Source organism: Streptomyces venezuelae, from assembly GCF_008642295.1.
GTDB classification, from domain to species: domain Bacteria; phylum Actinomycetota; class Actinomycetes; order Streptomycetales; family Streptomycetaceae; genus Streptomyces; species Streptomyces venezuelae_C.
In genome coordinates this window covers 4699260-4723492 of record NZ_CP029190.1, presented here as the reverse complement: position 1 = coordinate 4723492, position 24233 = coordinate 4699260, and the positions used below count along the sequence as shown (strand labels likewise).

Sequence of the window (24233 nt, the reverse complement as noted above, 5' to 3'; positions counted from 1 at the left end):
TAGATGAGAGAGCCCAAAACGGCCGATCGGGTTGCCTGGCCCGGCCGGGCAGTCACCGCGCCCGGCCCACCGCCGTGTGCATCAGGTACTCCAGCGGGCCGCGGCGCACCGGCGAGTCCCGCCACACCAGCTGCCAGGTCCAGCAGCCGGCCACCGTGACCGCGCCGAACCAGACGGTCTCGCGCCAGCCGGTGTCCTCCCAGCCGGCCAGCCGGGTCAGCGCCACGAGGGCCAGGACATGGCCGACGTACGCGGTCAGGGCCATCGAGCCCACCACGGTCAGCGGGGTGAGCAGCCGCCGGCCCGGCCGGGTCCGGCCGGCGGCCACGGCGAGCCCGACCAGCGCGACCGCCACCCCGGCGCTGCCGAGGATCTCGGGCGGGGTCTGGCTGTACGGGTCGGAGACCAGCAGCCAGCCCCAGTCGGTGGCCGGGATCGCGCCGAACTGGCCGGCCAGGATCTCCTGCAGCGGGTCCTCGGCGGCGGCTGCCCAGGGGTGGCTGTCCTGGACGGCGGTGAGCAGGGCCTCCCTGGCGCCCCAGTTCTCCAGGGCGAGGTGGGAGAAGCCGTAGCCGAGCAGGGCGGCGGCGGTGCCGCCGGCCGCGGTCAGCCAGGGGGCGGTACGGCGGTGCAGGTCGACCGTACGGCCCAGGGCCAGGCCGGCCAGGACGTACGGGAAATAGGCCAGGACCGGGTAGGCGCCGCTCACCAGCACCAGGTCCAGGATGCGCCAGAGCCCGTCCGGGGTGATCAGGTCGGGCAGTTCGGGGGCGCCGCTGCCGCGGCCGTCGGTGAGATGGCCGAAGGCGGGTGCCACTCCGTACAGGAGGACCGGCCCGAGCAGCACCGAGGCTGCGGCCGAGGCGACCAGGGCGGGCGGCCGGAGCCGGGTGAAGGGTTCGGCGAGCAGGAAGTACACGGCGTAGAACCCGAGGATGACGAAGACCGGCGGGTGCAGCGAGGCGAGGGACAGCCCCACGGCGGCCAGGATCCCGCAGCGGACCAGGGTGGTGCGCAGGGTTCCCGGGGTCCGGGGGCGGGGCCGGGTGCCGCCCCGCGCCACCGCCAGCGTCAGGCCGGCGATGAGCGCGAAGGCGGCCGAGGCCCGGCCCTGCGGGGCACTCAGCAGCAGATCGGCACCGCCGGCGGCCGGGCCGCCGGCGGGGTGCGGGCCGATGTGTACGACGAACATGCCGAGGACGGCCAGGCCACGGGCGGCGTCCAGGCCGGTGAGGCGTTTCGCCGGCCGGGCCGGGACCACCGGGACCACGGCGGCGGGGGTCGTCACCCCGCGTCCGGCTTCGGCGCCTTCATCACCTTGCTGGTCTTCTCCAGGGCGCTCTCCTTCATCCCGCGGACGTAGTCCCAGCCATTGTGATCGCCGCCCTTGATCTCGTGGATGGTCACCTTGACCGGGCCCTTGCCGTACTGCGTCTGGAACTTCTCCAGCCGTGCCCGGCCGCCTTCCTTGGTGCCGTACTGGAAGTTGACGTACACCTCGGGCCCCTTGGAGTCGATCAGCTTCTGGGCGAGCTTCTCGGGGTTGTTGGCGTCCATCTCCTTCTGGTGGCCCTTCCAGAGCGGAGAGTCCGGGACGATCTCGCCGCCGTTGGCGATCACCGCCTTGAACCGGTCCGGGTGCTGCATGACCTGCTTGAGTCCGACGAAGGCACCCGAGGAGTTGCCCATGAACGCCCAGCCGTCCCGGGACTTGTAGGTACGGAAGTTGGCCTTGGCGAAGGCGGGGACGTCCTCGGCCATCCAGGTGCCCATCTTGGCCTGGCCGGGTATGTCGGAGCCGTCGTAGTAGTACTTGCTGTCCGGGTTGAGGACCGGCATCACCAGGACGAAGGGCAGGCTGGTGCCCGCCTTGACGCCTTCGCTGATCGCCTTCTGGAGGCCGAGGCTGCGGTCGGCCCAGTAGTTGTTGGGATGGCCGTTGCCGCCCGGGAGGGCGATGAGCACCGGGAACCCGCTCTTGGCGTACTTCGGGTCGTCGTATTCCTTGGGCGTCCACACCCATACGTCGCCCTCGAACCCGGATTTCGCGCCCTTCAGCCGGGTCTTGGATATCCGGGTGCCGTCGTCGAGCTTGCCGGTCTGCTTGAACTGGGCGGCGGGGCCGGTCGGGAGGGAGACGTCGGGGTCGCCGCCGGGCGCCGGGGCGCCGCCGTCCCCCTTGCCCTTGCCCTGCCCCTGGCCCTGGCCCTGGCCCTGGCCGCCCGCCGGGACGCCGTAGCTCACGGTCTCGCCGTTGCCGTCGAACCAGTCGGTCTTCCAGTACGCCCAGCCGACACCGCCGCCGGCCAGCAGCGCCAGCACGACCGCCGAGCCGATCCAGACCCGCTTCCGGGAGCGCCGTGCGGGCGGGGCGGGCGGCTCGGCGTACTGCGGGGCCTGCTGGTACTGCTGCTGGTACTGCGGGGCCTGCTCGTACTGCGGCGGCTGCCGGTACTGCGGGTACTCCTGGGTCGGCTGGTCATCAGGCCGCGGGCGCTGCGGGTACTGGTGCACGGACTTCGCTCCGAACGGTCATGACTGCCCCCACGGGACAGAACGGCTGGTCATCCCCCTCTTCCTGATGCACCAATGCCGCGCCGGGTTTCATATCCCGGCAAAGAGCTGACCGGATCTTCGTCACACCCGGGCCGGCGCGGTGGCAGCCGCGGTGGCAGCCGTTGCAGCGAAGAACGCCGTCATGGCGGTGGTCGCGGGCGCCGGGCTGTCGTCGGCTGCGAGCCAGTCGGTGGGGCCGGTGGCGTTCTCCCAGGTGCTGTGCCGGTCGGCGAGCGCGGCGATGAAGTCCTGGGCGAGCAGCGACGCTTCGTACAGGTCCTGGTCGGGGGTCTGCCCGCTGGCACCGACGATCAGGCCGCGGACCTCGGCGGAGTGGCCGTAGCGGAAGGCGCCGTCCCCGCAGAGGTGCGGGTCGGTGTGCACGGCTTCGCCGTAGTTCCGGCCGAGGCGGCGGTGGCCGGCGGCCTTGGCGGCGGCGTTCGGCAGGAAGCGGTGGCCCTCGTCGCCGATGGTGATCGCGCCGAGCACCGCGTCCTCGTGCCGGACCCAGGGGTCGGCCGTGGGGTCGAGCAGGACGAATCCCATGGCCGGCCGCGGGTACGGGTCGCGGGGCGCGGCGGCGGGAGCGGCCTGGTGGTGGTGCCGGATGCTCGCGGCGCGGCGCAGGCCGAGGTCGAGGAGGAGGGCGTCCAGGCCGGAGTCCGGCAGCAGGTAGCCGTAGGGGTTGTGGTGGTGGCGGGCGCGGACGGTGAGGCCGTCCGGGGAGACGGCCTCGGCGAACGGGGCGGGGGCAAGGGTGGTCACACGAGCTCCTTCGGGGATGCGGGGTGGGCGTACCGTCCCGCCGGCGGGACAGCCGCCGCGGCCAACTCGGCCCGGTGGTATAGACCTTGCTGCGGGATGGGGGCATGGTCAACATGAGCGGTGCCGGGGCTCGGTGAGAGCCGTGTCGATCGTTGGTGTTGAGGTGGAGACGTGGGACCCGTGGGCCGTGATGGGGCAGGGATCAGGCTGAGCGGTGCCGTGATGGCGCACCCGAAGCGGATGGAGGAGGCCCGCCGGCTCGCCGAGGCCGACCCGCAGGGGCGGATCCTGGTGACCACCGACCCGGACCCGGACGGGCGGCCGACGGCGCTGCGCACCGCACTGGTGTCCTGGGGCTGTGTCGCACCGGACGCCACGCACCACCTGGTGCTCCAGGACGATGTGGTGCTCGCCGAGGGGTTCTACGAGCACGTCGAGCGGGCGGCAGCCGCCGCGCCCGCCGGGGAGGCGATCTCCTTCTACGGCGGCTGGGAGGCCCGTAACGGAGCGGTCGCCCGGCTCGCCGCGCTGACCGGTGCCGGCTGGGCGTACACCCTGCAGGAGCACGTGCCGTGCCAGGCGCTGCTGCTGCCCGCCGAACTGGCCCGCGAGTACGGGGAGTTCCAGGAGCGGCACGGCGGCGGCTGGCCGTACGACGTGGTCGTGCAGCGGTTCCTGAACGAGCGCGGGGTGCCGGTCCGCTTCTGTACGCCGAGCACGGTGCAGCACGACGCGCTGCCCAGCCTGGCGGGGAACAGCTACCACGGGTTCCGGCAGGCGACCTGGTTCGAGGGGACGGCCCCCGAGGACGCCGGGGCGGGTGACTGCCCCCGGTTCGCGGTCGTGCCGTTCTACCAGTACGGGGACGCCCGGTGTGCCGTGCGGGATGCGGACACCGGCAGCTGGGAGTACCTGGAGACCGAGCGCTGGCTGCGCCGGACCGGAACCCTGGACGGCTGCCTCGCGGGGTACGGGGCCCCGGGGACCGGCCCGGCCCGGCAGCAGCTCGGCGAGCGGGTCGCCCGTGCCGTGTGGCTGACCGGGTACGCGCTCGGGGTGGTGCTCGCCGGTGCCGGGGCGCCGGAGCCCGACCGGCGGACCGCTGCTGCCGTAATGGAGACGCTGGGTCCCGGCGGGCTGTGCGAGGAGCACACCGCCGAGGAGCTCCTGGCGATGGCGCCCGTGATCAGGGATCTGGCACTCGCGGCCATGGACGAGGGCCGCCGGGCCGATGCGTCCGGCCTGGCCGGTGGGACCCGGTCGGCCGGCGGCGGCTCCTCGGTCCCCTCGGTCCTGGTGACCGGCGGGGACGGCGGGTTCGGCCGGCAGCTGGCGGGAACCCTCGGCGATCTGGGGCTCCGGGCCCGTGCCGCCGTCCACCTCGGCAGCGGCGACGGCGCCGGCCTCGCAGCGGCCCTGGACGCCGCCCGTACCGCCGGGGCGGAGCGGTTCGTGTACCTGGGATCGGCCGCGGTGTACCGCGGAAGCGCCCCCGGCGAGCTCGCCGAGGAGGCGGTGGGCCCCGACGCCCCGCAGGACGACGTGGCCCGCGGCTGGTGGGAGGAGGAACGCCGCTGCCGGGAGTGGGGCGAGACGGCCGGGATCCCCGTACAGGTGCTGCGGATCGCCGACCCGGTGGGCCCGCACGCGCCCGCGTCCACCGCCTGTGTGCGCTGGGTGGACCTGGCCTGGACGCGCCGGCCGCTGCTGCTCGACCCACAGGGTGTGCACCAGATCCTGGACCACCGCGATCTCGCGGACGCGATCCGTGCCGTGCTCGCCGCCCCGCCCGCCCGGCCGGTCCTGAACGTGGCGTCCGCCCGGCACGGCGAGGTGGAGCTCGCCGGGCTGCTCGCCGATGTCTCACGGCGCACCCCCTGGGAGTGGAGCCAGGTCCCGCTCTCCCCGCGCTGGTCCATGGCCACCGGCCTGATCGAGCGCGAGCTCGGCTGGCGGCCCACCGCCCCGGTCATGGAGGCGATGCGGGCGCTCGCCCAGTGGTACGCCTGCGACATCCACGGCGACTACGACGAGACCGCCCCCGGCTCTCCCGCTGCCCCTGCCTCCGGCTCCTGACCAGCCCCAACCCGCCTGCAGAAAGGTTCACTCGCATGTCAGCGACAGCCGGCTGGGTCGACTTCTCCCCCACTTCCGGGAACCTCGACCCCATAGGCGTCATGACCTCGGCACTCGCCGGGCGCGGTCCGGCCGGCGAAGGGCTCTGGCGGTCGGCCCACGCCGCCCTCGGCCACCGGAGCACCTCGCCCTCCGACGTACAGCCGCTGGCCACCGGCAATGCCGCGGGCAGCCGCACCGTCCTCACCTTCGCGGGCCGTCTGGGCAATGCGCAGGCGCTGCGCGCCCGGCTGCGTTCGCTGGGCCGCGACGTCCGGTCCGATGCCGACGCGGAGGTGGTGCTGCGCGCGTACGAGCAGTGGGGCGAGGAGTGCGCCGAGCGGATCGAGGGCACGTACGCCTTCGCCCTCTGGGACGAGCGCCGCGAGGAGCTGTTCCTGGTCCGCGACCGGATGGGGGTGAAGCCGCTGTTCTACGCGCCGACGGAGCACGGCGTCCTGTTCGGCTCGGAGCCGAAGGCGATCCTGGCGCACCCCGGTTTCACCCCGGCCGTGGACGCCGGCGGGCTCCGCGACATCCTCTCCATCGCCCGGGTGCCGGGCCATGCGATGTTCCGGGGCATGTACGAGGTGCGGCCCGGGTGCGTGGTGCGGGTCGGGCGGGGGCACCGGCCGAGCGAGCGGCGGTACTGGGCACTGCGGGCCGGGGAGCACCCGGACGGCCTGGACAAGACCGTCGCCACCGTGCGGGAGCTGCTGGAGACGGTGGTCGCGGAGCAGTTCGGGCCGGCCGGCGAGCCGCCCGCCTCGCTGCTGTCCGGAGGCCTGGACTCCAGCTCGCTGACGGCCCTCGCCGCGCGGACGGCGAGCGGGCTCGGAACCGGCCCGGTCCGCAGTCTCGCGGTCAACGACCAGGACGCCGAGGACCCGGACGGCACCTCGGGCAACGAGGACCATGCGTACGCGCGCCTGATGGCCGGGCACGCCGGGACCCACCACCACGAGATCTCCCTGGCCGGCCTCGACCTCCTCGACCCGCGGCTGCGGGCGGACGTGCTGGCCGCGTACGACGTCCCGATCAACAAGGGCGACCAGTACGCCTCGCTGCTCAGCCTGTTCCGGGCCGCCCGCGAGCACGCTCCCGTGGCGCTCTCCGGCGAGCTCGGCGACGACGTGTTCGGCGGCTACAACTGGCAGCGCTTCGACCGCTGGGTGCACACCGACACCTTCCCGTGGGTGGAGGAGGGCCGCGCCCGGTTCGACGGCATGGCCGCCGTCTTCGACGCGGGGCTGCTGGCGACCCTGGACCTCGCCGCGTACGAACACGACTGCCACCGCGATGCGATCGCCGAGGTGGACGCGCGGGCGGCCGTCGCCGATCCGGCCGAGGCACGGCACCGGGAGGTCACCTATCTCGCGCTGACCCGGCACTCGCGGGTGCTCTTCGACCGGCTCGACCGGCTGGGCACGGCCGCCGGCCTGGACATCCGGGTTCCGTTCGCCGACCCGCGCCTGCTGGCGTACACCTTCGACATCCCCTGGTCGATGAAGTCCCACGACGGCCGGGAGAAGAGCGTGCTGCGCGCCGCGCTGCGCGACGTGCTGCCGGAGCAGGTCGCGATGCGGGTCAAGACCCCCTACCCGAACCTGCGGGACGAGGCCTACGACCGGGTGCTGCGGGAGCGGCTCGCCGCGGTCGTACGCGCCGGGGACAGCCCGGTGCTGCCGCTGCTGGCGGAGGGCCTGCGGCAGGCGACGGCCCTGGAGGGGGTCGGCCGGGCGGTGCTGGAGACGGCGCTGCAACTGGACGACTGGCTGCGGACGTACGGCGTCCGGGTGGAGCTCTGAGATGACCGACTCCCCGGCCCCGGCCTCGGGCGCGGCCTCCGGCACCGGCTCGGGCACCGCCCCGGCCTCGGGCGCGGGCGCTGCCTCGGGCGCGGGCGCTGCGCCGCTGTGGACGCGCAACTTCACCCTCTACTTCACGGCCCGGATCGCCTCGCTGCTCGGCGATGCGATGCTGCCCGTCGCCCTCTCGGTGGCGATGCTGGCGCTCGGGTACGGGGTGAGTGCCGTCGGGTACGCGCTGGGTGCCTGGATGGGGGCGTTCGCGCTGTTCGTGGTGTTCGGCGGCGTACTGGCGGACCAGGTCCACCCGCGACCGCTGATGATCGCGGCGGATGCGGTGCGGTGCGCTCTGATCGGCGCGACGGCCGTGGCCTTCGCGACCGGGCGGCCCGGACTGTGGTTCCTGATCGGCGTGACCGCTCTCGGCGGGCTCGCCACCGCGATGTTCCAGCCGGGGGTGAACGGCCTGGTCCCCCAGGTCGCCGCCGATCCGCAGAAGGCCAACGGAGTCCTGCGGGTGGCTCAGGGCATCTCCACCATGGCGGGGCCGGCGCTCGCCGGGCTCCTGGTCGCGGCGGCCTCTCCGGCCTGGGCGTTCGCGGCCACCTCGGGCACCTTCGCGGCCAGCGGGCTGAGCCTGCTCGCACTGCGCCTCGGCGCGTACGAGGTCGACCGTTCGGCGTCCACCCTGGAGAACCTGAAGACCGGCTGGCACGAGTTCCGGTCGCGGTCCTGGCTGTGGGCGGTCGTGCTGATCTGGTGGGTGCTCGGCGTCTTCGTCTGGGGCCCGATCGTGCCGCTCGGCGCGGCCTCGGTCACCGGGGCGCACGGGAGCGCCGCGTTCGGTTATGCGGAGGGCGCGTTCGGGGCCGGGTGCGTGATCGGCGGCCTGGTCGCCATCCGGATCCGGCCGGTGCGACCGCTGTTCGGCGGGGCGGTGGCGATGTTCCTGTTCCCGATGATGCCGCTGGCCGCCGGCCTCGCCCCGGACCTCGGGCTGCCGGTGCTGCTGCTCGGGTACGCGGTGAGCGGCACCGGCTGGGCCTTCTGGGGCGTGCAGTGGGCGACCACCGTACAGACCCAGATCCCCGAGGACCGGCTCAACCGGGTCTCCGCGTACGAGATCGCGGGCTCGATCCTCGCCGTTCCGCTCGGCCAGGTGATCGCCGGCCCGGCCAGCTCGGTCGCGGGCATCCGTGAACTGCTGCTGCTCGCGGCCCTGATCAGCACCGGGTGCGCGGCGGCGCTGATCGTCACGACCCCGGTCCGGCGACTGCGGCGCGCAGCGCCGGCGGCGGCGGCCCGCGACGCCGCATCCGTATGACCACCCCCACCACACCCCACCGAAGGACAGGAACATGCCCAAGCGGTACCGCATGACGGTGATCGGGAGCGGGTACCTCGGCATCACCCACGCCGCCTGTATGGCGGAGGCGGGCCACCGGGTCCTCGCCCTCGACATCGATGCGGAGAAGGTCGCCCGCCTCAACCGGGCCGAACTCCCCATCCACGAGCAGGGTCTGGGCGATCTGCTGCACCGCGGTGTGCGGTCGGGCCGGCTCCGCTTCACCACCTCCTATGAGGAGGCCGGGGCGTTCGGCGAGGTGCATTTCCTGTGCCTGGGCACCCCCCAGCGGCCCGACGGACTGGCGGCCGATCTCGGGCAGCTCGATGCGGCGGTGGATTCCCTCGCCCCCCATCTCGTACGGGATTGCCTGGTCGTCGGGAAGTCCACCGTTCCGGTGGGCACCGCGGAAAGGCTCGCCGCCCGTATGACGCGGCAGGCGCCGGCCGGTGCCCGGGCGGAACTCGCATGGAATCCGGAATTCCTGCGCGAGGGATTTGCGGTGGCGGACACGCTCCGCCCGGACCGCATTGTGCTCGGAGTGCGGAGCGCACGCGCCGAACGGATTCTCCGCGAGGTGTACGAACCCCTCGGCGGGGAAATCCCCTATGTGGTGACGGATTTCGCGACCGCGGAGCTGGTCAAGAGTGCCGCCAATGCCTTTCTCGCCACAAAGATCTCGTACATCAACGCCATGGCGGAGGTCTGTGAATCCGCGGGTGCGGACGTCCTCCAACTGGCTGAGGCGCTCGGCCTCGACGAGCGGATCGGCGGGCGGTTCCTGCGCCCGGGCCTCGGGTTCGGCGGGGGATGCCTGCCGAAGGACATCCGGGCACTGTGGGCGCGCGCCGAGGAACTGGGCGCCGGGCCGGCCCTGGGCTTCCTGCGCGAGGTGGACGCGATCAATCTGCGCCGCCGGGAGCGGGTGGTGGAGCTGGCGCGGGAGCTGGTCGGGGGCAGCCTCGCCGGACGCAAGGTGGCGGCGCTCGGGGCGGCGTTCAAGCCGGATTCCGACGACATCCGGGACTCGCCCGCGCTCGCCGTGGCGGCGGCCCTGGAGCGGCAGGGCGCGGTGGTGTCCGTACACGACCCGGTCGCCCTCGACCGCGTACGCAAGGCGTACCCCATGCTGAACTGCGCCGATTCGGCGGCGGAGGCGGCGCAGGACGCCCAGGTGGTGCTGCTGCTCACGGAGTGGCGGCAGTACGCGGAGCTGGCGCCCGGGGACCTCGCTGCGGAGGTCGCCGAGCGGCGGATCGTGGACGCCCGGCATGCGCTCGACGGGGCGCGGTGGCGTGCGGCGGGCTGGGAGTACCGGGCGATGGGCCGCCCCTGAGCCGGTACTGACGAACCATTGGTCTGGACCTTGTCAGGGCACGATCCGGCCACCATGATCGACGCGAATCGATCAAGGAGGCGCCAATGCGAAGTCCTGTTGATCTCAGAGCAGTTGGGGCGGCCGGGGTGGTCGGGGCGGCGGGGGCGGCAGGGCCGGTCCCGCGCAGTACGCAGAGGGGCCCCTCGCCCGCCTGGACCCCCGCGGGCCGCGCGGCCCGGGGCGGGGCGCCGGCGGCCCCCCGTACGGACCGGATCTCGCTGCGGCTCCCCGCCCGGCTGAACATCGACGACTGGCTGAACATCGGCCAGGCCCTCACCGCGACCGCCGACTCCGCGGTCTGGTGGCTGGGCGACTGGCTGGTCTACGGCCAGGACCGCTTCCCGGAGCGCTACCGCCACGCCATCGACGGCACCTCCCTCGACTACCAGACCCTGCGCAACTACGCCTGGATCGCCCGGAAGTTCCCGCCGGACCGCCGCCGGCCGGGCCTGAGCATGCAGCACCACGCGGAGGTCGCCGCCATGCCGCCGGCCCTCCAGGACATGTGGCTGGACCGCGCCGGGGCGGCGGGCTGGTCCCGCAACGAACTGCGCCGCCGCATCAGGGCAGGTGCCGCTTCCGCACCCTCCGGCCCAACCTCCCCGGCGGACACCGAATTGCGGCTCCCCGTCTCCGTGGAACGCCACCGCCGCTGGGAAGCCGCGGCCCGGCGCGCCGACCGGGATTTATCCCACTGGATCATCGAAGCCCTGGATTCCGCAGCAGGTCCTGGAGCATCCCCCAACTCGGCCCCGACCCAAGACCATTGACCATCCCGAACCCCTCTCACTACGTTCGCTGCATTCGAAAGGGAAATGGCGTTTCACACTCGCACGAGGGGCAGGTTCAGCGCAGTGACGACGGAGACCGGGAACGATCTGGCACGCGTATTCAAGGAGGACGGTTTCGCAGAGGTCGGCCGGCTTCTCACTGCGGCCGAGATCGAGACGTACCGCGAAATCTACGACCGGTTCCTCAGCGGTGCGATCGAAAGCGGCGACAAGCGCTCCGACCTCGGCAGCCATGTCGGCGGGCGGGACGGCGGCCGGGAGAACATCACCCAGATCATGTGGCCGTCCGCCCTCCACCCGGCACTGCGCGAGATGCCCCTGCACCGGCGGGCCCTGGAGACGGCCCGCGAGCTCATCGGCCAGGACGCGGTCCTCGACTTCGACATGCTGATCCACAAGGACCCGTACTCCGGCGTGGCCACGCCGTGGCACCAGGACATGGCGTACTGGGTCGACCTCCCCGACACCCGCGCCGTCTCGATCTGGATCGCCCTCGACGACGCCACGGTCGACAACGGCTGCATGTGGTACGTCCGCGGCTCCCACGAGCTCCCGCTCCGCCCGCACCGCCCCACCAGCGACGGCCGCAACATCGAATGCGACTGCTCGGAGACCGAGCCCGGCGCCACCCCGGTCCCCCTCCCGGCCGGCCACGGCGTCGCCCACGCCGGCGGCACCCTGCACTCCTCCCGGGGCAACACAACGGCCCGGGCCCGGCGCGCGTACATCCTCAACTACCGCCCGGCGGCCATGGTCGACCTCGAACGCGCCCAGGGCGCCGACCACGGCCTGAACGAAAACATCCGCAAGATCCGCAACTCAACCGCAACCACCCCCTGACCCCACCCCCACCGGGAGGGAGGCCGCCCCCTCCCTCCCGGCCCCGTCGCCAGTGGCACTCGTCCAACGCCGAAGAAACGGGTACACATGGCACACTCGATACGTTTGAACTCATGACGCAGCCGCTGCCCAGAGAGTCCATCCGCAACGTGCGCGCCCACCTGGCGGAGGTCGTGGAGCGCGCGGACCGCGACGACCAGGAGTGGGAAGAGCGCGAGATCAACCGGCTCATCGACGAGCGCATGGCCAACCCTGCACCCGGCATCCCCATCGAGGACATCATGCGGGAGACGCTGGCGCGCGGTGAGTGAGTACCGAACCGTCTTCCGACCGAGGCGCAGGCCGAGCTTCGGAAGATCCCTCGCGACATGGCACTGCGCATCCTCGCCAAGCTGACCGAGCTGGAGAGCGACCCCCTCGGCTCCGACACGACCGCGCTCGTGTCGCAGCCGGAACGCCGCCGACTGCGAGTCGGCGACTACCGAGTCGTCTACACGATCGACAACGGGGAGCTCGTGGTCTGGGTCGTACACGTCGGACACCGTTCCACGGTCTAAGACACGTAACCGCTCCAGGTTCTTCGGACAACGCAACGGCCTGACCTGCTTTCTCGCAGGTCAGGCCGTTTGTCCACGCAGAAATCCATCCCAGCACCATCCCAGCACGGGAGGCCCACCCGGGCAGTCAGTAGTGGTACCTGGCCGCGAGGATGACGATCTCCTTGTCCGTCACCAGATAGACGAGACGTTGTTCGTCGTCGATCCGCCGCAACCATGCCCCAGGCAGGTGGTACTTCAGCGGCTCGGGCTTACCGATGCCGGTGAACGGGTCGCGCCTGACGTCCTCGATCAGCTTGTTGATCCGGGCGAGCATCTTGCGGTCGTTCTTGAGCCAGGATGTGTAGTCATCCCAGCCCTGACCCTCGAAGACAAGCCTCACGCGGCACCCGCACCCGCGTCCGCCGAATCCGGATCGATCAGCTCCCGCTCCGACACGTTGATGTGCGCCAGGGCGTTCTCGTACGCCTTGAGCAGGCGGCGCGCATTCGCCGGGGAGCGCAGCAGGTACGAGCCCTCGCGCAGCGCCGCATAGTCCTCGGCCGAGACGAGTACGGCATTGCCGTGCTTGGAGACGATCTCGATGGCCTCGTGATTTTCGTTGACCTTCTTGATCAGCGGAAAGAGAGCCTTGCGGGCGTCGCTCGCGGTTATCGACATGCTCCGACCTCACCTGTCAAGTGGTACCTAATAACGTACCACTATCGACACCCTTCCGGCGGGTGCGACTGACTGATGGGCAATCAGATCTCCCAGCATCATCCGAGCACGCGAAACAGCAAGGGGCCGACTCCCGGAGGAGTCGACCCTTTCTGACCTGCATGTTTGCCACGTCAGCGACGTGGTGTTATTCCATCCGCTCAGACGTTGAAGCGGAATGTCTGAGGCCAGATCCTGACCTGCGGCGGAGCCTCCTCCAGGGCTCTGACCTGGGGTTTCCCGGTTGGCACGCGTTGGCTCCCGACGGCCGTTTACGGGTGTCCTGCGGACTGGCTGCGGACTGGCCGGGGGGCGGAGGCGGCGAAATCCCTGGCGCACGGGCGGAACCGGCAACGAAACTGCGCAGGTGAGCGACTCCTACCCCTGCCCGTGCTGCGGGCACCGCGTGCTGGACGCGATGCCCGGCTCGTACGAGATCTGCCCTGTCTGCTTCTGGGAGGACGACGGGCTCCAGTTCCGCTGGCCGACCATGCCCGGCGGAGCGAACCAGGTCTCCCTGATCGAGGCCCAGCGCAACTACCAGAACTTCGGCGCTTGCGACGAGCACGGCCGCCGATACGTCCGCCCACCGGCTGAGGACGAGCCGCTCGACCCCGCCTGGCGACCCATCGACCTGACACGGGACTCCTTCGAGGACTGGGCAGCCGAGGACCGCGCCCCGTGGCCCGACGACCGCTCGGCGCTCTGCTGGTGGCTGCCCACCTTCTGGCGCCGGGACCACTCCGCGTCATGACCTCCCCCATCGAGACACTCGTCCAGCAGCTCGACGGCAAGGCCGACGAGTCCTACGACGCCCGCGCGGAGCTGATCTGGATCGGCGCCGACGCCATACCCGGCATCATCAGCGGCCTGCCTTCCCTCGGCGGCTTCGGCCAGCTGACCGCCATCGAGGTCTTCGAGGAGGTGGGCGATCCCCGTTGCGGCCCCGCTCTCATCGGCCTACTGGACAGCGAGAACCCGACCGTCCGCGAATGGGCGGCCATGGCCCTGGCGAGCCTGGAGACCGACGGCGCCGTCGAGCCCCTGCGCCGCGCCTACCGCGCCTGCCTGGAAGGGGCGACCCCACCGGACTGGACCGAGCCTGTCGGCATCCGCTGGGCGCTGACCGAACTCGGCGTCCGCAAGCCTGTCGTCCCAGCACTCACCGCGCGCCTACGAGCCGCCGCTGCGGACGACGCCCCGGGCTGGCCCTCGGCCCACTTCACCGAAATCATCAACGACCTCGCCGACCATGCACAGGTGATCCTCTACTCCCAGTTCTGGCGCGTGGACGCCGGCCGCACCTACGGCATCTCCGGCACGGGCCTGGACTGGGAACTCGACTGGACCGCGCCCTGGGAGCACCTGGTCGAAGAGTCCCGCACCTGGTCCCTCCTGGAAGCCTCCGAAACCCCCGCCGGCGACGACATCTTCGTCGCCCCCACCTGGATCGACCGCACCGACCTGCACCCGGAGAGGTGACCGATGCCGTTCCAGCACCCCGAGGAGATCGGCTACGGCTACGTGATCGAACGCTACGTGGCAAGGAAGGACTCGGGCCGCGCACGCTACTTCGACCTGAAGAGCGGGCGCGTCCTACGGCCCGGGTGGCCACACACCGAACGCTTCACTCGCCACCTCATCGACGACGCAGCCACGATCACCGACGCCGAGCTGGAGGCCCTCCTCGGCTACGAGTGGCGCTCACGCCTCACCGCCGGCTGGTTGATCGGCGTAGGCCGACGCGCCACGTTTCGCGAACGCATCGGCGACCTGCTCCTGGCCAGCGAGTTCTGCTTCTCTGGCAGCGCCTACTGCTTTGCCCTGGCCCGCTTCGGCACACACGTCGACGCCGAGATCCTCACCGCCTACCTCGACTGCTACCTCCCCCGCACCGACCTCCGCTACGACCAGTCCGCCGCCCTCGGCGCCCTCCTCCGCCTCGACGCCCACCTCGGCACCCACCACGCCGAACGCTTCACCTCGCCCGGCGGCCTCTGGGACCAGTGGGTCAACGCCCTGACCCACCTCCGCGACCACCCCGCCTACGCCCCCGCCGAGCTTCGCCGCTGGACGGACCTCCAATGCGACTTCGCCAACGGCTGGTCCCGCACGCAGTCGGGACCAGCGGCCCCTGGCCACGGCGTCGGGCACCCGCCTACCTGTGAGGGAGTCTTGTGAACTGGTCGTATCCGCAGCTGCCCGGCCGCCACACACCTTCGATGCAGCCACTCGGGATGTCAGCCTGGTGCATGTGTCAGTACCGCCTCACAACCGTCCTGCGGCGCAGCCAACTTGCCCCAGACTCCGACCCCGCACCTCTGGCCAGGCCACCCGCTAGAACGTATGATCGATTCACTTGGCGACGCGACGTAGTGCCAATGGTTCAGTTTTCAGCGCTAGATACTGGAGTCGTGTAGAGTCCCCTCATGAGTGAGCAGCAGGATGCGCTGGAAGACCTTGAAGAGGCTGGCGTATTAGCAGCGATGAGCTGGGCGGCGGAGTCTGCGTACGCGCGCACCATGCGCGACTACGACCCGGACGCCGGGCACGATCAAGGTTGGGTGGGATACACCGCCCACGGGTTTCTGCGTGACCGCCAGGATCGAGTCTTCTCGTGCGGCAAGTACTCCGTCAGCTCGCCGGCCGACGCGCTGTCAGGTCTCGATACGGTCGCAGCTGGCCTTCTCCCGGGAGAGTTCGAGCGTATGCCCCGACTCCTTCCGGGTGCGGTTCGGCGAGCCAACCTAAATGGTTCTCCGGGCTGGCGCTTCGGCGACTGGAGGTGGCTCCAGGCAGCTTTTCCCTTCGGCGAGAGCAACGCGATCCCATGGCCCCAGAAGAGTCCCACCAAGCGGCGCGTCGCGGCCCAGCGCCTCCCGGGTCCTACGGATCAGCCGATGCTTCCCGTGGAAGAGGATGAAGCCCACCTCTTCCAGGACGTCATGGCGGCGACTCTGCTAGCTGCCGATGAAAGCGCCGACGACCTTACGACGCTGGTTCTCGCGCACGCAGTTCAGAAGGAGCTTGGCGTAAGAGAACTCTTCCTGGGGCGCTCTCGTTTGAACAAGGGGGGCGGCACCGCGTGGCACTGGAAGCATGATCTACTGAAGCCGCCCTTCGGTGATTACGGCAGGGGTGCAAAGCCGATCGCACCCAAGCCGCCAGGCGGCTTTGACGCCGTACCTGACGCGGCCGTTCGACTCCGCCGTCACGTACTGGAGGGCGACGGAAAGTAATCATGGAATGAGCGGATGGTCATGGAGCATAGTCGTCCTGCGGAGGTTCGCGTAAGCGACGCCTCGCGACTTTTCGACGGGCGTCGACTAACGCTGGCTCGCCAACTCGCGGGGCTTCGCAAGAATGCGCTGGCAGCTCAAATCGACAAGAGCCCAACTGCCGTAGCGGCTTACGAAAGCAACTCCAAGCGGCCGGCTCCGGCCACCGTGGCCCAGTTGTGCTTGACTCTCGGCGTTGACCCTTCGTTCTTTCTCCCTGGGGCCCAGCGTCCTGAAGCCGGATCCTCAGTTCCGCACTTCAGGTCGCTGCGGTCCACATCACAACTGGTTCGCGACCAAGCGTTCGCCTATGGGCTCGTCGCTACTGATGTAGGCGCCGCCCTGGAGAGGCATGTCGAGTTTCCCAATCCCGACATCCCGCGCCTGAGTGTCGACGTCGAGGACGAGCAGACCGATCTCCCCGAGCAAGCTGCGAGACTCCTCCGTAAGCACTGGGACATCCCGATTGGACCGATCGGCCACCTGGTCAGGATGGCCGAGAATCGTGGCGTCCTTGTCGTCTACAGCCCCAGCCAAACGGCGGCGGTTGACGCATATTCCTTTGAAACAGACAATCGGCCAACGGTTGTGCTGAATCCAACCAAGAACGACTACTTCCGCCAACGCTTCGATGTTGCACACGAGCTCGGACACTTGGTCATGCACGTAGACTCGGAGCCCGGAGATCGCATCACGGAAAACCAGGCCAATCGATTTGCCGCAGAGTTCCTGATGCCTGCCGACGAGATGCGAGACCTACTCCCCTCAAAAGCGGACTGGAGAACCCTCGGCGCTTTGAAGGCCGACTGGAATGTGAGCCTACAGGCCCTGCTCTACAGGTCGCGACAACTGGGCGCAATGAGTGATGTGACCTACAGAAATGCAGTCCTTTATCTTTCCTCAAAAGGGTGGCGGCGGCGCGAGCCGGGCGTGATGCCAGTGACCGAGCAGCCTTCTCTTTTCCCGAAAGCCGTGGAAATTCTGGGAAAGGTTGGGATAGGAGAAGAAGTTCTGGCTGGCGAAGCCAGAGTTCCCCTGGATCTATTCCGGGTGGTAACGTCACGCTTCCCCACCTGGGACAGCCCTCAATCCACGGAACCTAACCCCGAAGAGAATCTTCCATCCGGGGTTATCTCGCTCTTTCGCTCGGCGGGCAAATAGGGATGCCTACATCCCGGCCGATTCACCACCCATTCAACGAGACAGCCGCCCCATCGTTCAAATACTGGCGAAGAGCGCTTGCCGTGGTGTCCACAAAGGCATCGGGGATGGCGTCTGCGTCGACCCAGCGGACCTGGGAGTGCTTGCGCGGTTCGCGGTTTTCGGGTTCGCCCGTCCAGTCGTGGGCGGCGAACACGACCGTGAGGAAGCCGTTGGGGGCTTCGACGCCCCAGGCTCCGTGGATGATGTGGGCGACCTTGAGAGACTCGGGCTTCACGGTGAGGCCCGTCTCCTCGTAGAGCTCGCGGACCGCAGTTTCGGTGATCGGCTCGCCCGGCTCGCTCTTGCCGACGGGGAGGTCCCACATGCCCTGGGCGAACTTCGCGTCCTCGCTGCGCTGGAGGAGGACGACGCGGTTGGTGGCCTTGTCGTGGACGATGACTGCGGCGACCAGCAGGGTCATCGATTCGAGCGCCGGCTTGAGGGCCTTCGGCTGATCGTCGGTCTGCTGGGTCACGGTGTTCCCTTCGTCGGGCGGGTTGTTGGGCATGTTAGGCGAGGGCCTCGCGAGCGCGGCGGGCGAGATCGGCGGCGCCGGGAACGCGGCGGCGCTGGTAGACCGCGAGGGTGGAGCGGATTGATGTGATCGCCTTGCGGGCTCGGTCGGAAGTCATGCCCTCCATGAGGACCAGGGCCTGGGTCCAGGCGGCGACGGCCTCGTCGGCGCGGGCCTGAGCGGCGAGGCTGTCACCGAGGTCGGCGTGAGTGAGGGCGTGGACGCGCTTGTACTTCTCGGGGTCCCAACGGGTGAGGGCGTCGCGGTGCTGCTGCTCGGTGCCGATGTGGTCGGCGAGGTCGGTGAGGGTGCGGGCGGTATGGCTGGCCACGGTGCCGGCGGCGGGGCCGCTCACACGGGAGTAGCTGGGCTGGGGGCCGTCGTCCCGTAGGAGGGCGTCCTCGGCGGCGAGCAGGGCGCGTGCGGCCGACGGGTTCTCGTTTATGGCGGCGTAGGCGCGGGCGTGGGTGATGTGGAGGAGGGCCTCGGTCTGGCCATCGACGTGGCCGAGGCCGCGCTTCAGGGCGCCTTCGACGAGGTCGACGCAGTGGTGCGGCTGCTTGAGGCTCAGAGCCTGGTGGGCGAGAGCGCGCATCATCCACCCGGCGTGGCCGTGGGGGTCGGCTTCGCAAGCGAGCTTGTAGCCGACCTGGTAGTAGCGCTGGGCGGCGCCTTCCTCGCCGAGGTCGTGGTGCTTCCACCCCGCGAGGTAGGCGAGTTCGGCGACGGCACCAAAGGCCGCCCGACGTAAGGCTTCGCTGGGGAAGCGTCCGCGGAGCATGGGGGCGGCTGTGTCGGCGAGGTACGCGGTGACGGTGGTCAGGCCGTGCCCGCCGCCGAGGCGCTCGTCGGCGGCGCTGAAGGCCGCGGTGATCTGCCGTACGACGTCCACGTCCTCTGCCCCGACCACGGACGTGCCGGTGCGGGCGCGGAGCATGCGGGCAGTGGCTTCGTGGTCGTATCCGAGCGGCATGGCGACGCCGGCGGTGGTGAAGGCCGCGATGGCGAGGAAGCGGCGGCGCTCGACGTCGGCACGGCCCAGGTCGGTGGCGGCGAGGACAGGATCGGATGCCGTCGGTGCTTCGTCATCGCTGGCCTGGAGGCCGATCTCGGTCTGGGTGACCATGCGCCTCGCTCGGCGGGACAGCGCCTCGGACAGGTACTGACCTACCCGGCCCGACGGGGCGCGGGTGCCGTTCACCCAGTGCGAGATGGCCGACTTGTTGGTCTGGAGGATCTCGCCGTTCTCGGCCGCGATGCGCCGCACGTCTCTGGCGAGGGCCTCGTAGGTGCAGTCGACCGCCGCGATGACGTCGCGCAGACGGGAGTTGGGTTCTCTCGGCGCCGCCACGATCGCCTCCACTCCGGAGCTGTAAACCGCGTATACCGCTTCAACTGCCTTCCACCGTACCCACTGAGCGTGACCAACGGTTCACTTATCAGCAGCCGCCCGGAACGGCACGACCGTGATCCAGGCTCCCCCTTGGTCCGGGCGGCATCCCGAAGTTCCGTACGCCCACACCGGGCTCGGGCATTCCTGTGCCCGAACCCGGCCGATCAGAGACGGAGACACGGTGACCACCATCGACACCACGGCCATCACGGTCGAGCTGCCCGAGGCGTTCGACCCGCGCTGGAGCCGCCTGCCCGGCATCCAGGTCGACGGCCGGCGCATCACGATCGACCCGGCCGAGTACTTCTTCCGCTTCGAGTCGAACACCTGGCTCGTCGCCGACTGGGAGCTGGTCAAGGCCCAGCTCCTCGGTGTGGACGAGACGACCGAGAGCTCGGTCGAGCAGCTCGCGCTCGACTTCATCAAGCAGCACGGCGAATCCACGTCCGACGCGGCCCGTGTCCTGGCCACCGCGTACGAGGTGTACGCGTACCTCTTCCGCGACGAGCACCTGGCCGGCCTCGGCCTGCCGCAGATCACCGCCGACCACCTGCGGATGCTGCGCGAGGCGGCCACGCTCATGGCGCTCAACAAGGTCGAGCTGGATGGGCACATCTCCAACGTCGGACCGTGCTGGTTCTTCCCCGCCGCCACCTCCGTCGTCTTCGACCTGGACGACGAGATGGGCGGGATGCTCGACGAGGTCTACCACGGCGGCTGGTTCAACGAGCACCGCCGGATCGAGTCCATCAAGGCCCACGCCGCGCTCGGCGGCCGGCTCGTGCACGGCTGCCAGTCCGTGCCGGACCAGTCCGGCGGCGTAGTCGCGCCCTACGGTGCCTCGATGGCGAACTTCCGCGACGACCTCGCGGCCTTCAAGGCGGCCTGGATCGAGCAGGTCTACGCCCACCGCGTGAACCCCGCCGCGTAACCCCACCCGATCAGGCTCCGGGGCGGGCTGGCATCCCTCGCCCGCCCCGGACGCCACCACCCCTCCCCGGAGCTCTCACGTGACCACGAATCCCAGCGCCGAACTCTTCGACAACCTGCTCACCGCAACCGGCCAGACCACCGCCGTACGGGAGGAGGTACGCGTGTGGTCCATGTCCGGCGTTGAGCGCGTGACCTTCCCCGACGGCTCCACGGCCATCTTCAAGTACGCCAAGAAGCCCTTCGACAGCGAGGATCAGGCCCTCCGCCTGGCCCACACCCTCGGCGCACCCGTCCCCCAGGTCCACGCCTCCGCCGTCCTGGACGGCTGGCTCGGCATGCTCATGGAGGACCTCGGACCCTCCGTACGCGAGGCTGACGACCTCGACGGCGTCGCCGCGGCCGTGGTCCTGCACGGCACCCGTACGGCTCCGCCCTTGCCCGTCCTCGACCAGGACCGGCTGCGGACGCTCCCGGCCCGGGCGCTGGAGCATCTCGAACGGCTGCGCAAGGCCGACCGGTGGCAGGACGCCGACGACGTCGAGGACGCGCTCGACCGTATCGCCCAGGCCGCCGAGGCCCGCTCGGCCGGAGCGACGCTGGAACCGTTCGGATGGGTGCACTCCGAGTTCCACCCCACCAGCCTCCACATCGGCAAGCGCGGCTGGCGGCTGCTCGACTTCGCCCGCTCCTTCACCGGCCCCGGCCTGCTCGACCTCGCCAGCTGGCACGGCACCATCGAGCCCCCGCACCCCATCCGCCTCCGCGTCTTCCTGGAGCAGTACGTCACCGCCGGCGGCACCCCCGACGCCCTCGCCCCGCGCGGCGGGCTCACCGCCGAACACTGGGCCCTGGGCTGGCACCGCATGTGGGCCGTCGAGTGGTTCATGGAGCAGGCCGTCCGCTGGATCAACGACCCGGCCACCGACCCCGCCTACATCAAGGCCGTCCGCCGCCACCTCACCGACGTCCTCCACCTCCTGGAGATCTGACGTGCTCGCCCAGGCATCCCCCTGGCACGCCCACGCCGCTCAGCGCACCGCCGCCGGACTCGCCGAACCCCTGTCCGTACCCGCACGGATGGAATGGACCACGAGACCCGGCCAGGGGCCCGGGGCTGACGTCCTCGGCCCCGACCTGCGCGGCAAGCGACTCCTGGAACTCGGCTGCGGCCCCGGCCACAACGCCGCCCACCTCGCCACCCGCCACGGCGCCCACGTCACCGGCGTCGACCTGGTCGGCCTCCAGGTCCGCCGCGCCCGCTCCCATTACGGACGGCTGAACAACCTCACCTTCGTGGCCGGCCACGCGCTGCACTACCTGCACGCCTCCGACGAGCAGTTCGACGCGATCTACTCCGTCTTCGGGGCCATCGGTCTCGTCGCTCCCGAGCTCCTGCTTCCGGCCATCGCCCAGCGCCTTACGCCTGGACGAGTGCTCGCCTTCTCCGTCCCCCACCCGCAGCGTGGTGGCCGAAGCCCTTCCAGCGACGACCGGCCTCGCCGCGACTACGTCACCCTCCCCGACCGCACCCGGATCCCCATCGCCCGCTGGGAGTTCGACACCGACCGCTGGGAGAGGCACCTCAGCCGGGCGGGCTTCTGGCTCACCTCGGCCCAGGAGTTCCACGACCCGCGCATGGGCCACTGGCCCACCACCCTGCTGATCCGCGCTCGCAAGCTCTGACCGCCGCCCCTCGCCCCGGCCCTTGGAGGACCGATGCGCCCGCCCTACCTGCTCATCGACATCGACGGCGTCCTCATACCCTTCCCTGACGAGCACGGCTCGACCCCGGCCACTCACACCCGCCACGACGTCGTCCCCGCCGGCCGCAGCGCCGACAACCCGGTCACGGTCTGGCTCAACCCCGACCACGGCCGCCTGCTCATGGACGTCATCCGCACCGGCTTGGTCACCCCCGTCTGGTGCACGAGCTGGCGCCAGGACGCCACCACCCTCATCGGGCCCCTCCTGGGCCTCCCGGCGCTGCCGTACATCGACCTGCCGCGTCCCCAGATCACCACCAGTCACCCCAACGGCTACCTGTGGAAGCGTGACCACCTCGACGCCTGGCTGGGCGACGCCCCGGCTATCTGGATCGACGACGACTTCACCGGCCTCGACCACGCCTGGGCGGCGGAGCGCACCGTCAGGGGAACGCCGACCCTCATCGTGCAGCCCAACCCGCACCTCGGGCTACAGCCCGAGCACCTGACCGAGCTCACGATATGGGTCTCGCAGTTACCCACAGCCCGCGCCGCCTGACGACTGGTGCCCTCGCTGCCACGAGCAGCGAGGGCACCAAGCTTTGCTGTGTGGCCCGAGTACCTGGGTGCGGGTAGGAGTCGAGGCTCGACTCAGGAGGGGCCCACTGCCTTGCCGGACTTGGGGATCAGAGACAGCGGCGCATCCATCGCGCCGAGTGGGTCAGGCGGATCGTCGAGTTCCAGCGACCGGAGTAAGGCCACGACGGCTAGACAGAAGAGCGACGTCCTTCGGGTTGGAGCTCCGGTGCAGCCCCTTGAGGACAGCTTGTTGGGTCTCTGGCGTCCAGAAGATTCGCAGACGCTCACGCGCCCGAGTGACGGCCGTGTAGAAGATGCTGTGTGTGATGTCGTCTTCGTTGGCATCGGTAATGACGATCTTAACGGAGTCGTACTCGAGACCCTGCGCCGTATGGATCGAAACTGCGTAGGCCACCTGGAACGGCACGCTGGTGTTCAGTGAGTCGTCGTCCTCGTCACTGATGTCGTGCTCGTAGACGGAGAATCGCACAGTCGCGTCCCCCATCCATTCGAGCTCATCGCCTTCAACGTCGAATTCGCTGACCGATCGATCGAGTTCGACGTCGAACTGGATCCGGCCAGGGAAGCGCTCGATATCGACAATTCGACCCTTCGGGTTATTGTAGATCAGTGGCCGGAATCGCTCAGCCTCGTTGAAGAGGATCGGATCGCCGACTTTGTACGTGGAGACGCGCCAAGTGGTCTCAGCGCCGGTGTTGCTGCTCTGGAGGAAGCGGTTGATGTTATTGATGCCGTAGAGACCGTCGTAGTTCAGGCACAGGATGATCTCGTCGTTGCTTTGGGCTTCGAAAAGCGTCTTGTCGAGCACGGTCGAGTATCCGTTGCGAGCCATGGCCTCGGCGATGGCATCGTCAGTGTTCCGGACCTTTTCCCAGAAATCTAGGAGTGATTCGCTCTTGGTCCTGAAGGGCTTTTTCAGTTCGAATACCGAGGTGTTCGGGAGGAAGGAGCGGATGATGCCAAACCAGTTTCCGAACTGGATGGACTCGATCTGGTAGACGTCGCCAACAAGCACGAGCAACTTGAAAGACGTCTTTTCTAGCACCTTGAGTAGGTCAGTGTTGCTGACCGTGCTGCACTCATCGATAACCAGAAGGTCGTACTCTGGATCCGCGGCGCTTCTGTAGAGCTGGCTACTGATCGTCCGGAAGGTCGAGTTCTGCGCAGTCACCTTGCGCTTGAGGTTGTCGATCGCCGGGTTGGTATGCGCGAGAAAGAGTTTCTCTTTATCGTTGAAGTAGTTCGCGATGTGGTCCACCATCGTCGACTTTCCAGTGCCGGCTGCGCCGTAGATCAACGCAACGTGCGACTGGCTGAACAACAGCTTGAGCGCGTCCCTCTTGCTCTCGTCGTCGATGCCGCGAGGTGTCTCGTCGAGCCAGCGTTCGACGGCTTGGCTGTAGCCGTCGATTCCGGACGAAGCGCGCTCTTGCAGCTTCTCGACGATGGCGACGGTGTCGTCTTCGTAACCACAGATAAAGACGTGCCCCTTGTCCCGTACGAGACGGCGCTCCTTGTGCTTGTAGTAGAGCTTGTTGTTGTATGCCTCGATCAACTCGTTAACATCCCCGAGCTCCGCGAGATCGGTCTCGGGCGTGTAGAGGATTCCGTGACGCTCCACATTGTTCTTTACGCGCCGAGCGAGCAGTTCATGGCTTCGTTCGGTCACACCGAGACTCTCGACGAGATCCCAATACCGCGGGTTATGCCCCGGTAGTGAGGTGCAGAGCGGCATAGTGTCGAACGGGATGCAGC

At 69.7% G+C, this 24233-nt stretch carries 24 protein-coding genes and 1 pseudogene; 17 read left to right on the top strand and 8 right to left on the bottom strand.

The genetic code is table 11. The features are described 5' to 3' along the window. Positions 1–52 precede the first annotated feature (52 nt). From DEJ50_RS21225 to DEJ50_RS21215, 3 genes are all read right to left on the bottom strand, one after another. The gene (locus DEJ50_RS21225) at positions 53–1288 is read right to left on the bottom strand and encodes a DUF418 domain-containing protein (RefSeq protein ID WP_150209536.1); all 1236 of its coding nucleotides are present in this window, start codon (positions 1286–1288) and stop codon (positions 53–55) included. Then, complete coding sequence (locus DEJ50_RS21220; RefSeq protein WP_223837857.1) at positions 1285–2514, bottom strand: alpha/beta hydrolase; 1230 nt, start codon at positions 2512–2514, stop codon at positions 1285–1287. Before DEJ50_RS21220 ends, DEJ50_RS21225 begins: the two co-directional genes overlap by 4 nt. A gap of 123 nt (positions 2515–2637) precedes the next feature. Beyond that, positions 2638–3321, bottom strand: a complete 684-nt coding sequence (locus tag DEJ50_RS21215; protein ID WP_150209535.1) for a hypothetical protein — start codon at positions 3319–3321, stop codon at positions 2638–2640. A gap of 222 nt (positions 3322–3543) precedes the next feature. Between DEJ50_RS21215 and DEJ50_RS21210 the strand changes: the two genes are divergently transcribed. From DEJ50_RS21210 to DEJ50_RS21175, 8 genes and pseudogenes are all read left to right on the top strand, one after another. After that, entirely contained in the window at positions 3544–5397 is a 1854-nt protein-coding gene (locus DEJ50_RS21210; protein WP_150209534.1) for an NAD-dependent epimerase/dehydratase family protein, read from the top strand. Positions 5398–5432: 35 nt separating this feature from the next. Then, positions 5433–7244 (top strand): asparagine synthase (glutamine-hydrolyzing), encoded by a 1812-nt coding sequence (gene asnB / locus DEJ50_RS21205; protein ID WP_150209533.1) that lies wholly within the window; start codon positions 5433–5435, stop codon positions 7242–7244. Position 7245: 1 nt separating this feature from the next. Beyond that, a complete protein-coding gene (locus DEJ50_RS21200) occupies positions 7246–8568 on the top strand; it encodes an MFS transporter (protein WP_150209532.1) in 1323 nt (440 codons plus the stop codon). Between the two features lie 34 nt (positions 8569–8602). Further along, positions 8603–9925, top strand: a complete 1323-nt coding sequence (locus DEJ50_RS21195) for a UDP-glucose dehydrogenase family protein (RefSeq protein WP_150209531.1) — start codon at positions 8603–8605, stop codon at positions 9923–9925. Between the two features lie 86 nt (positions 9926–10011). After that, a complete protein-coding gene (locus DEJ50_RS21190; protein WP_190344599.1) occupies positions 10012–10737 on the top strand; it encodes an LmbU family transcriptional regulator in 726 nt (241 codons plus the stop codon). A gap of 84 nt (positions 10738–10821) precedes the next feature. Continuing rightward, positions 10822–11598, top strand: coding sequence for a phytanoyl-CoA dioxygenase family protein (locus DEJ50_RS21185; protein ID WP_223837855.1), 777 nt, complete (start codon positions 10822–10824; stop codon positions 11596–11598). A 113-nt stretch (positions 11599–11711) separates the two neighbouring features. Then, the gene (locus tag DEJ50_RS21180) at positions 11712–11909 is read left to right on the top strand and encodes a prevent-host-death protein (protein ID WP_150209529.1); all 198 of its coding nucleotides are present in this window, start codon (positions 11712–11714) and stop codon (positions 11907–11909) included. Continuing rightward, positions 11902–12155, top strand: a pseudogene (locus tag DEJ50_RS21175) (type II toxin-antitoxin system RelE family toxin). The gene DEJ50_RS21180 and the pseudogene DEJ50_RS21175 overlap by 8 nt, the downstream one beginning before the upstream one ends. Positions 12156–12282: 127 nt before the next feature. Here the strand turns inward: DEJ50_RS21175 and DEJ50_RS21170 are convergent. Together DEJ50_RS21170 and DEJ50_RS21165 are read right to left on the bottom strand one after the other, a co-directional pair. After that, on the bottom strand, positions 12283–12537 hold the full coding sequence (locus DEJ50_RS21170) for a Txe/YoeB family addiction module toxin (protein WP_150209528.1): 255 nt from the start codon (positions 12535–12537) through the stop codon (positions 12283–12285). Beyond that, complete coding sequence (locus DEJ50_RS21165; protein ID WP_150209527.1) at positions 12534–12815, bottom strand: type II toxin-antitoxin system Phd/YefM family antitoxin; 282 nt, start codon at positions 12813–12815, stop codon at positions 12534–12536. The genes DEJ50_RS21170 and DEJ50_RS21165 overlap by 4 nt, the downstream gene beginning before the upstream one ends. Positions 12816–13221: 406 nt before the next feature. Between DEJ50_RS21165 and DEJ50_RS21160 the strand changes: the two genes are divergently transcribed. From DEJ50_RS21160 to DEJ50_RS21140, 5 genes are all read left to right on the top strand, one after another. Next, positions 13222–13608 carry a CPCC family cysteine-rich protein gene (locus DEJ50_RS21160; RefSeq protein WP_150209526.1) on the top strand — a complete coding sequence of 129 codons (387 nt, stop codon included), beginning with the start codon at positions 13222–13224 and terminating at the stop codon, positions 13606–13608. Next, the gene (locus tag DEJ50_RS21155; RefSeq protein ID WP_150209525.1) at positions 13605–14336 is read left to right on the top strand and encodes a HEAT repeat domain-containing protein; all 732 of its coding nucleotides are present in this window, start codon (positions 13605–13607) and stop codon (positions 14334–14336) included. Before DEJ50_RS21160 ends, DEJ50_RS21155 begins: the two co-directional genes overlap by 4 nt. A 3-nt stretch (positions 14337–14339) precedes the next feature. Next, positions 14340–15035: a DUF6000 family protein gene (locus DEJ50_RS21150; protein WP_223837854.1), complete on the top strand. Its 696-nt coding sequence runs from the start codon at positions 14340–14342 to the stop codon at positions 15033–15035. Between the two features lie 248 nt (positions 15036–15283). Beyond that, positions 15284–16093, top strand: a complete 810-nt coding sequence (locus DEJ50_RS21145) for a hypothetical protein (protein WP_150209524.1) — start codon at positions 15284–15286, stop codon at positions 16091–16093. Between the two features lie 21 nt (positions 16094–16114). After that, positions 16115–17293 carry a helix-turn-helix domain-containing protein gene (locus tag DEJ50_RS21140; RefSeq protein ID WP_150209523.1) on the top strand — a complete coding sequence of 393 codons (1179 nt, stop codon included), beginning with the start codon at positions 16115–16117 and terminating at the stop codon, positions 17291–17293. Between the two features lie 22 nt (positions 17294–17315). Here the strand turns inward: DEJ50_RS21140 and DEJ50_RS21135 are convergent, their stop codons facing one another. Together DEJ50_RS21135 and DEJ50_RS21130 are read right to left on the bottom strand one after the other, a co-directional pair. After that, complete coding sequence (locus DEJ50_RS21135; protein WP_150209522.1) at positions 17316–17843, bottom strand: NUDIX domain-containing protein; 528 nt, start codon at positions 17841–17843, stop codon at positions 17316–17318. A 1-nt stretch (position 17844) separates the two neighbouring features. Next, on the bottom strand, positions 17845–19200 hold the full coding sequence (locus DEJ50_RS21130) for a tetratricopeptide repeat protein (RefSeq protein WP_150209521.1): 1356 nt from the start codon (positions 19198–19200) through the stop codon (positions 17845–17847). A gap of 223 nt (positions 19201–19423) precedes the next feature. Between DEJ50_RS21130 and DEJ50_RS21125 the strand changes: the two genes are divergently transcribed. The 4 genes from DEJ50_RS21125 to DEJ50_RS21110 all read left to right on the top strand — a co-directional run bounded on the left by DEJ50_RS21125 (position 19424) and on the right by DEJ50_RS21110 (position 22437). Further along, on the top strand, positions 19424–20173 hold the full coding sequence (locus tag DEJ50_RS21125) for a hypothetical protein (protein ID WP_150209520.1): 750 nt from the start codon (positions 19424–19426) through the stop codon (positions 20171–20173). Positions 20174–20252: 79 nt separating this feature from the next. Then, positions 20253–21164 carry a phosphotransferase gene (locus tag DEJ50_RS21120; protein ID WP_150209519.1) on the top strand — a complete coding sequence of 304 codons (912 nt, stop codon included), beginning with the start codon at positions 20253–20255 and terminating at the stop codon, positions 21162–21164. Between the two features lies 1 nt (position 21165). Beyond that, positions 21166–21858, top strand: a complete 693-nt coding sequence (locus tag DEJ50_RS21115; protein WP_150209518.1) for a class I SAM-dependent methyltransferase — start codon at positions 21166–21168, stop codon at positions 21856–21858. Between the two features lie 33 nt (positions 21859–21891). Beyond that, entirely contained in the window at positions 21892–22437 is a 546-nt protein-coding gene (locus DEJ50_RS21110) for an HAD domain-containing protein (protein WP_150209517.1), read from the top strand. A gap of 162 nt (positions 22438–22599) precedes the next feature. Here DEJ50_RS21110 and DEJ50_RS21105 read toward each other — a convergent pair whose 3' ends face one another. Further along, complete coding sequence (locus DEJ50_RS21105) at positions 22600–24147, bottom strand: ATP-dependent RecD-like DNA helicase (protein ID WP_223837853.1); 1548 nt, start codon at positions 24145–24147, stop codon at positions 22600–22602. Between the last annotated feature and the right edge of the window lie 86 nt (positions 24148–24233).

Bases quoted from the DNA above. Each gene is read 5' to 3' on its own strand.
- DEJ50_RS21210 (WP_150209534.1), top strand. From the start codon at position 3,544: ATGGCGCACCCGAAGCGGATGGAGGAGGCCCGCCGGCTCGCCGAGGCC.
- DEJ50_RS21135 (WP_150209522.1), bottom strand. From the start codon at position 17,843: ATGCCCAACAACCCGCCCGACGAAGGGAACACCGTGACCCAGCAGACC.
- asnB (WP_150209533.1), top strand. From the start codon at position 5,433: ATGTCAGCGACAGCCGGCTGGGTCGACTTCTCCCCCACTTCCGGGAAC.
- DEJ50_RS21140 (WP_150209523.1), top strand. From the start codon at position 16,115: ATGGAGCATAGTCGTCCTGCGGAGGTTCGCGTAAGCGACGCCTCGCGA.
- DEJ50_RS21195 (WP_150209531.1), top strand. From the start codon at position 8,603: ATGCCCAAGCGGTACCGCATGACGGTGATCGGGAGCGGGTACCTCGGC.
- DEJ50_RS21190 (WP_190344599.1), top strand. From the start codon at position 10,012: ATGCGAAGTCCTGTTGATCTCAGAGCAGTTGGGGCGGCCGGGGTGGTC.
- DEJ50_RS21150 (WP_223837854.1), top strand. From the start codon at position 14,340: ATGCCGTTCCAGCACCCCGAGGAGATCGGCTACGGCTACGTGATCGAA.
- DEJ50_RS21145 (WP_150209524.1), top strand. From the start codon at position 15,284: ATGAGTGAGCAGCAGGATGCGCTGGAAGACCTTGAAGAGGCTGGCGTA.
- DEJ50_RS21165 (WP_150209527.1), bottom strand. From the start codon at position 12,815: ATGTCGATAACCGCGAGCGACGCCCGCAAGGCTCTCTTTCCGCTGATC.
- DEJ50_RS21110 (WP_150209517.1), top strand. From the start codon at position 21,892: ATGCGCCCGCCCTACCTGCTCATCGACATCGACGGCGTCCTCATACCC.
- DEJ50_RS21200 (WP_150209532.1), top strand. From the start codon at position 7,246: ATGACCGACTCCCCGGCCCCGGCCTCGGGCGCGGCCTCCGGCACCGGC.
- DEJ50_RS21180 (WP_150209529.1), top strand. From the start codon at position 11,712: ATGACGCAGCCGCTGCCCAGAGAGTCCATCCGCAACGTGCGCGCCCAC.
- DEJ50_RS21155 (WP_150209525.1), top strand. From the start codon at position 13,605: ATGACCTCCCCCATCGAGACACTCGTCCAGCAGCTCGACGGCAAGGCC.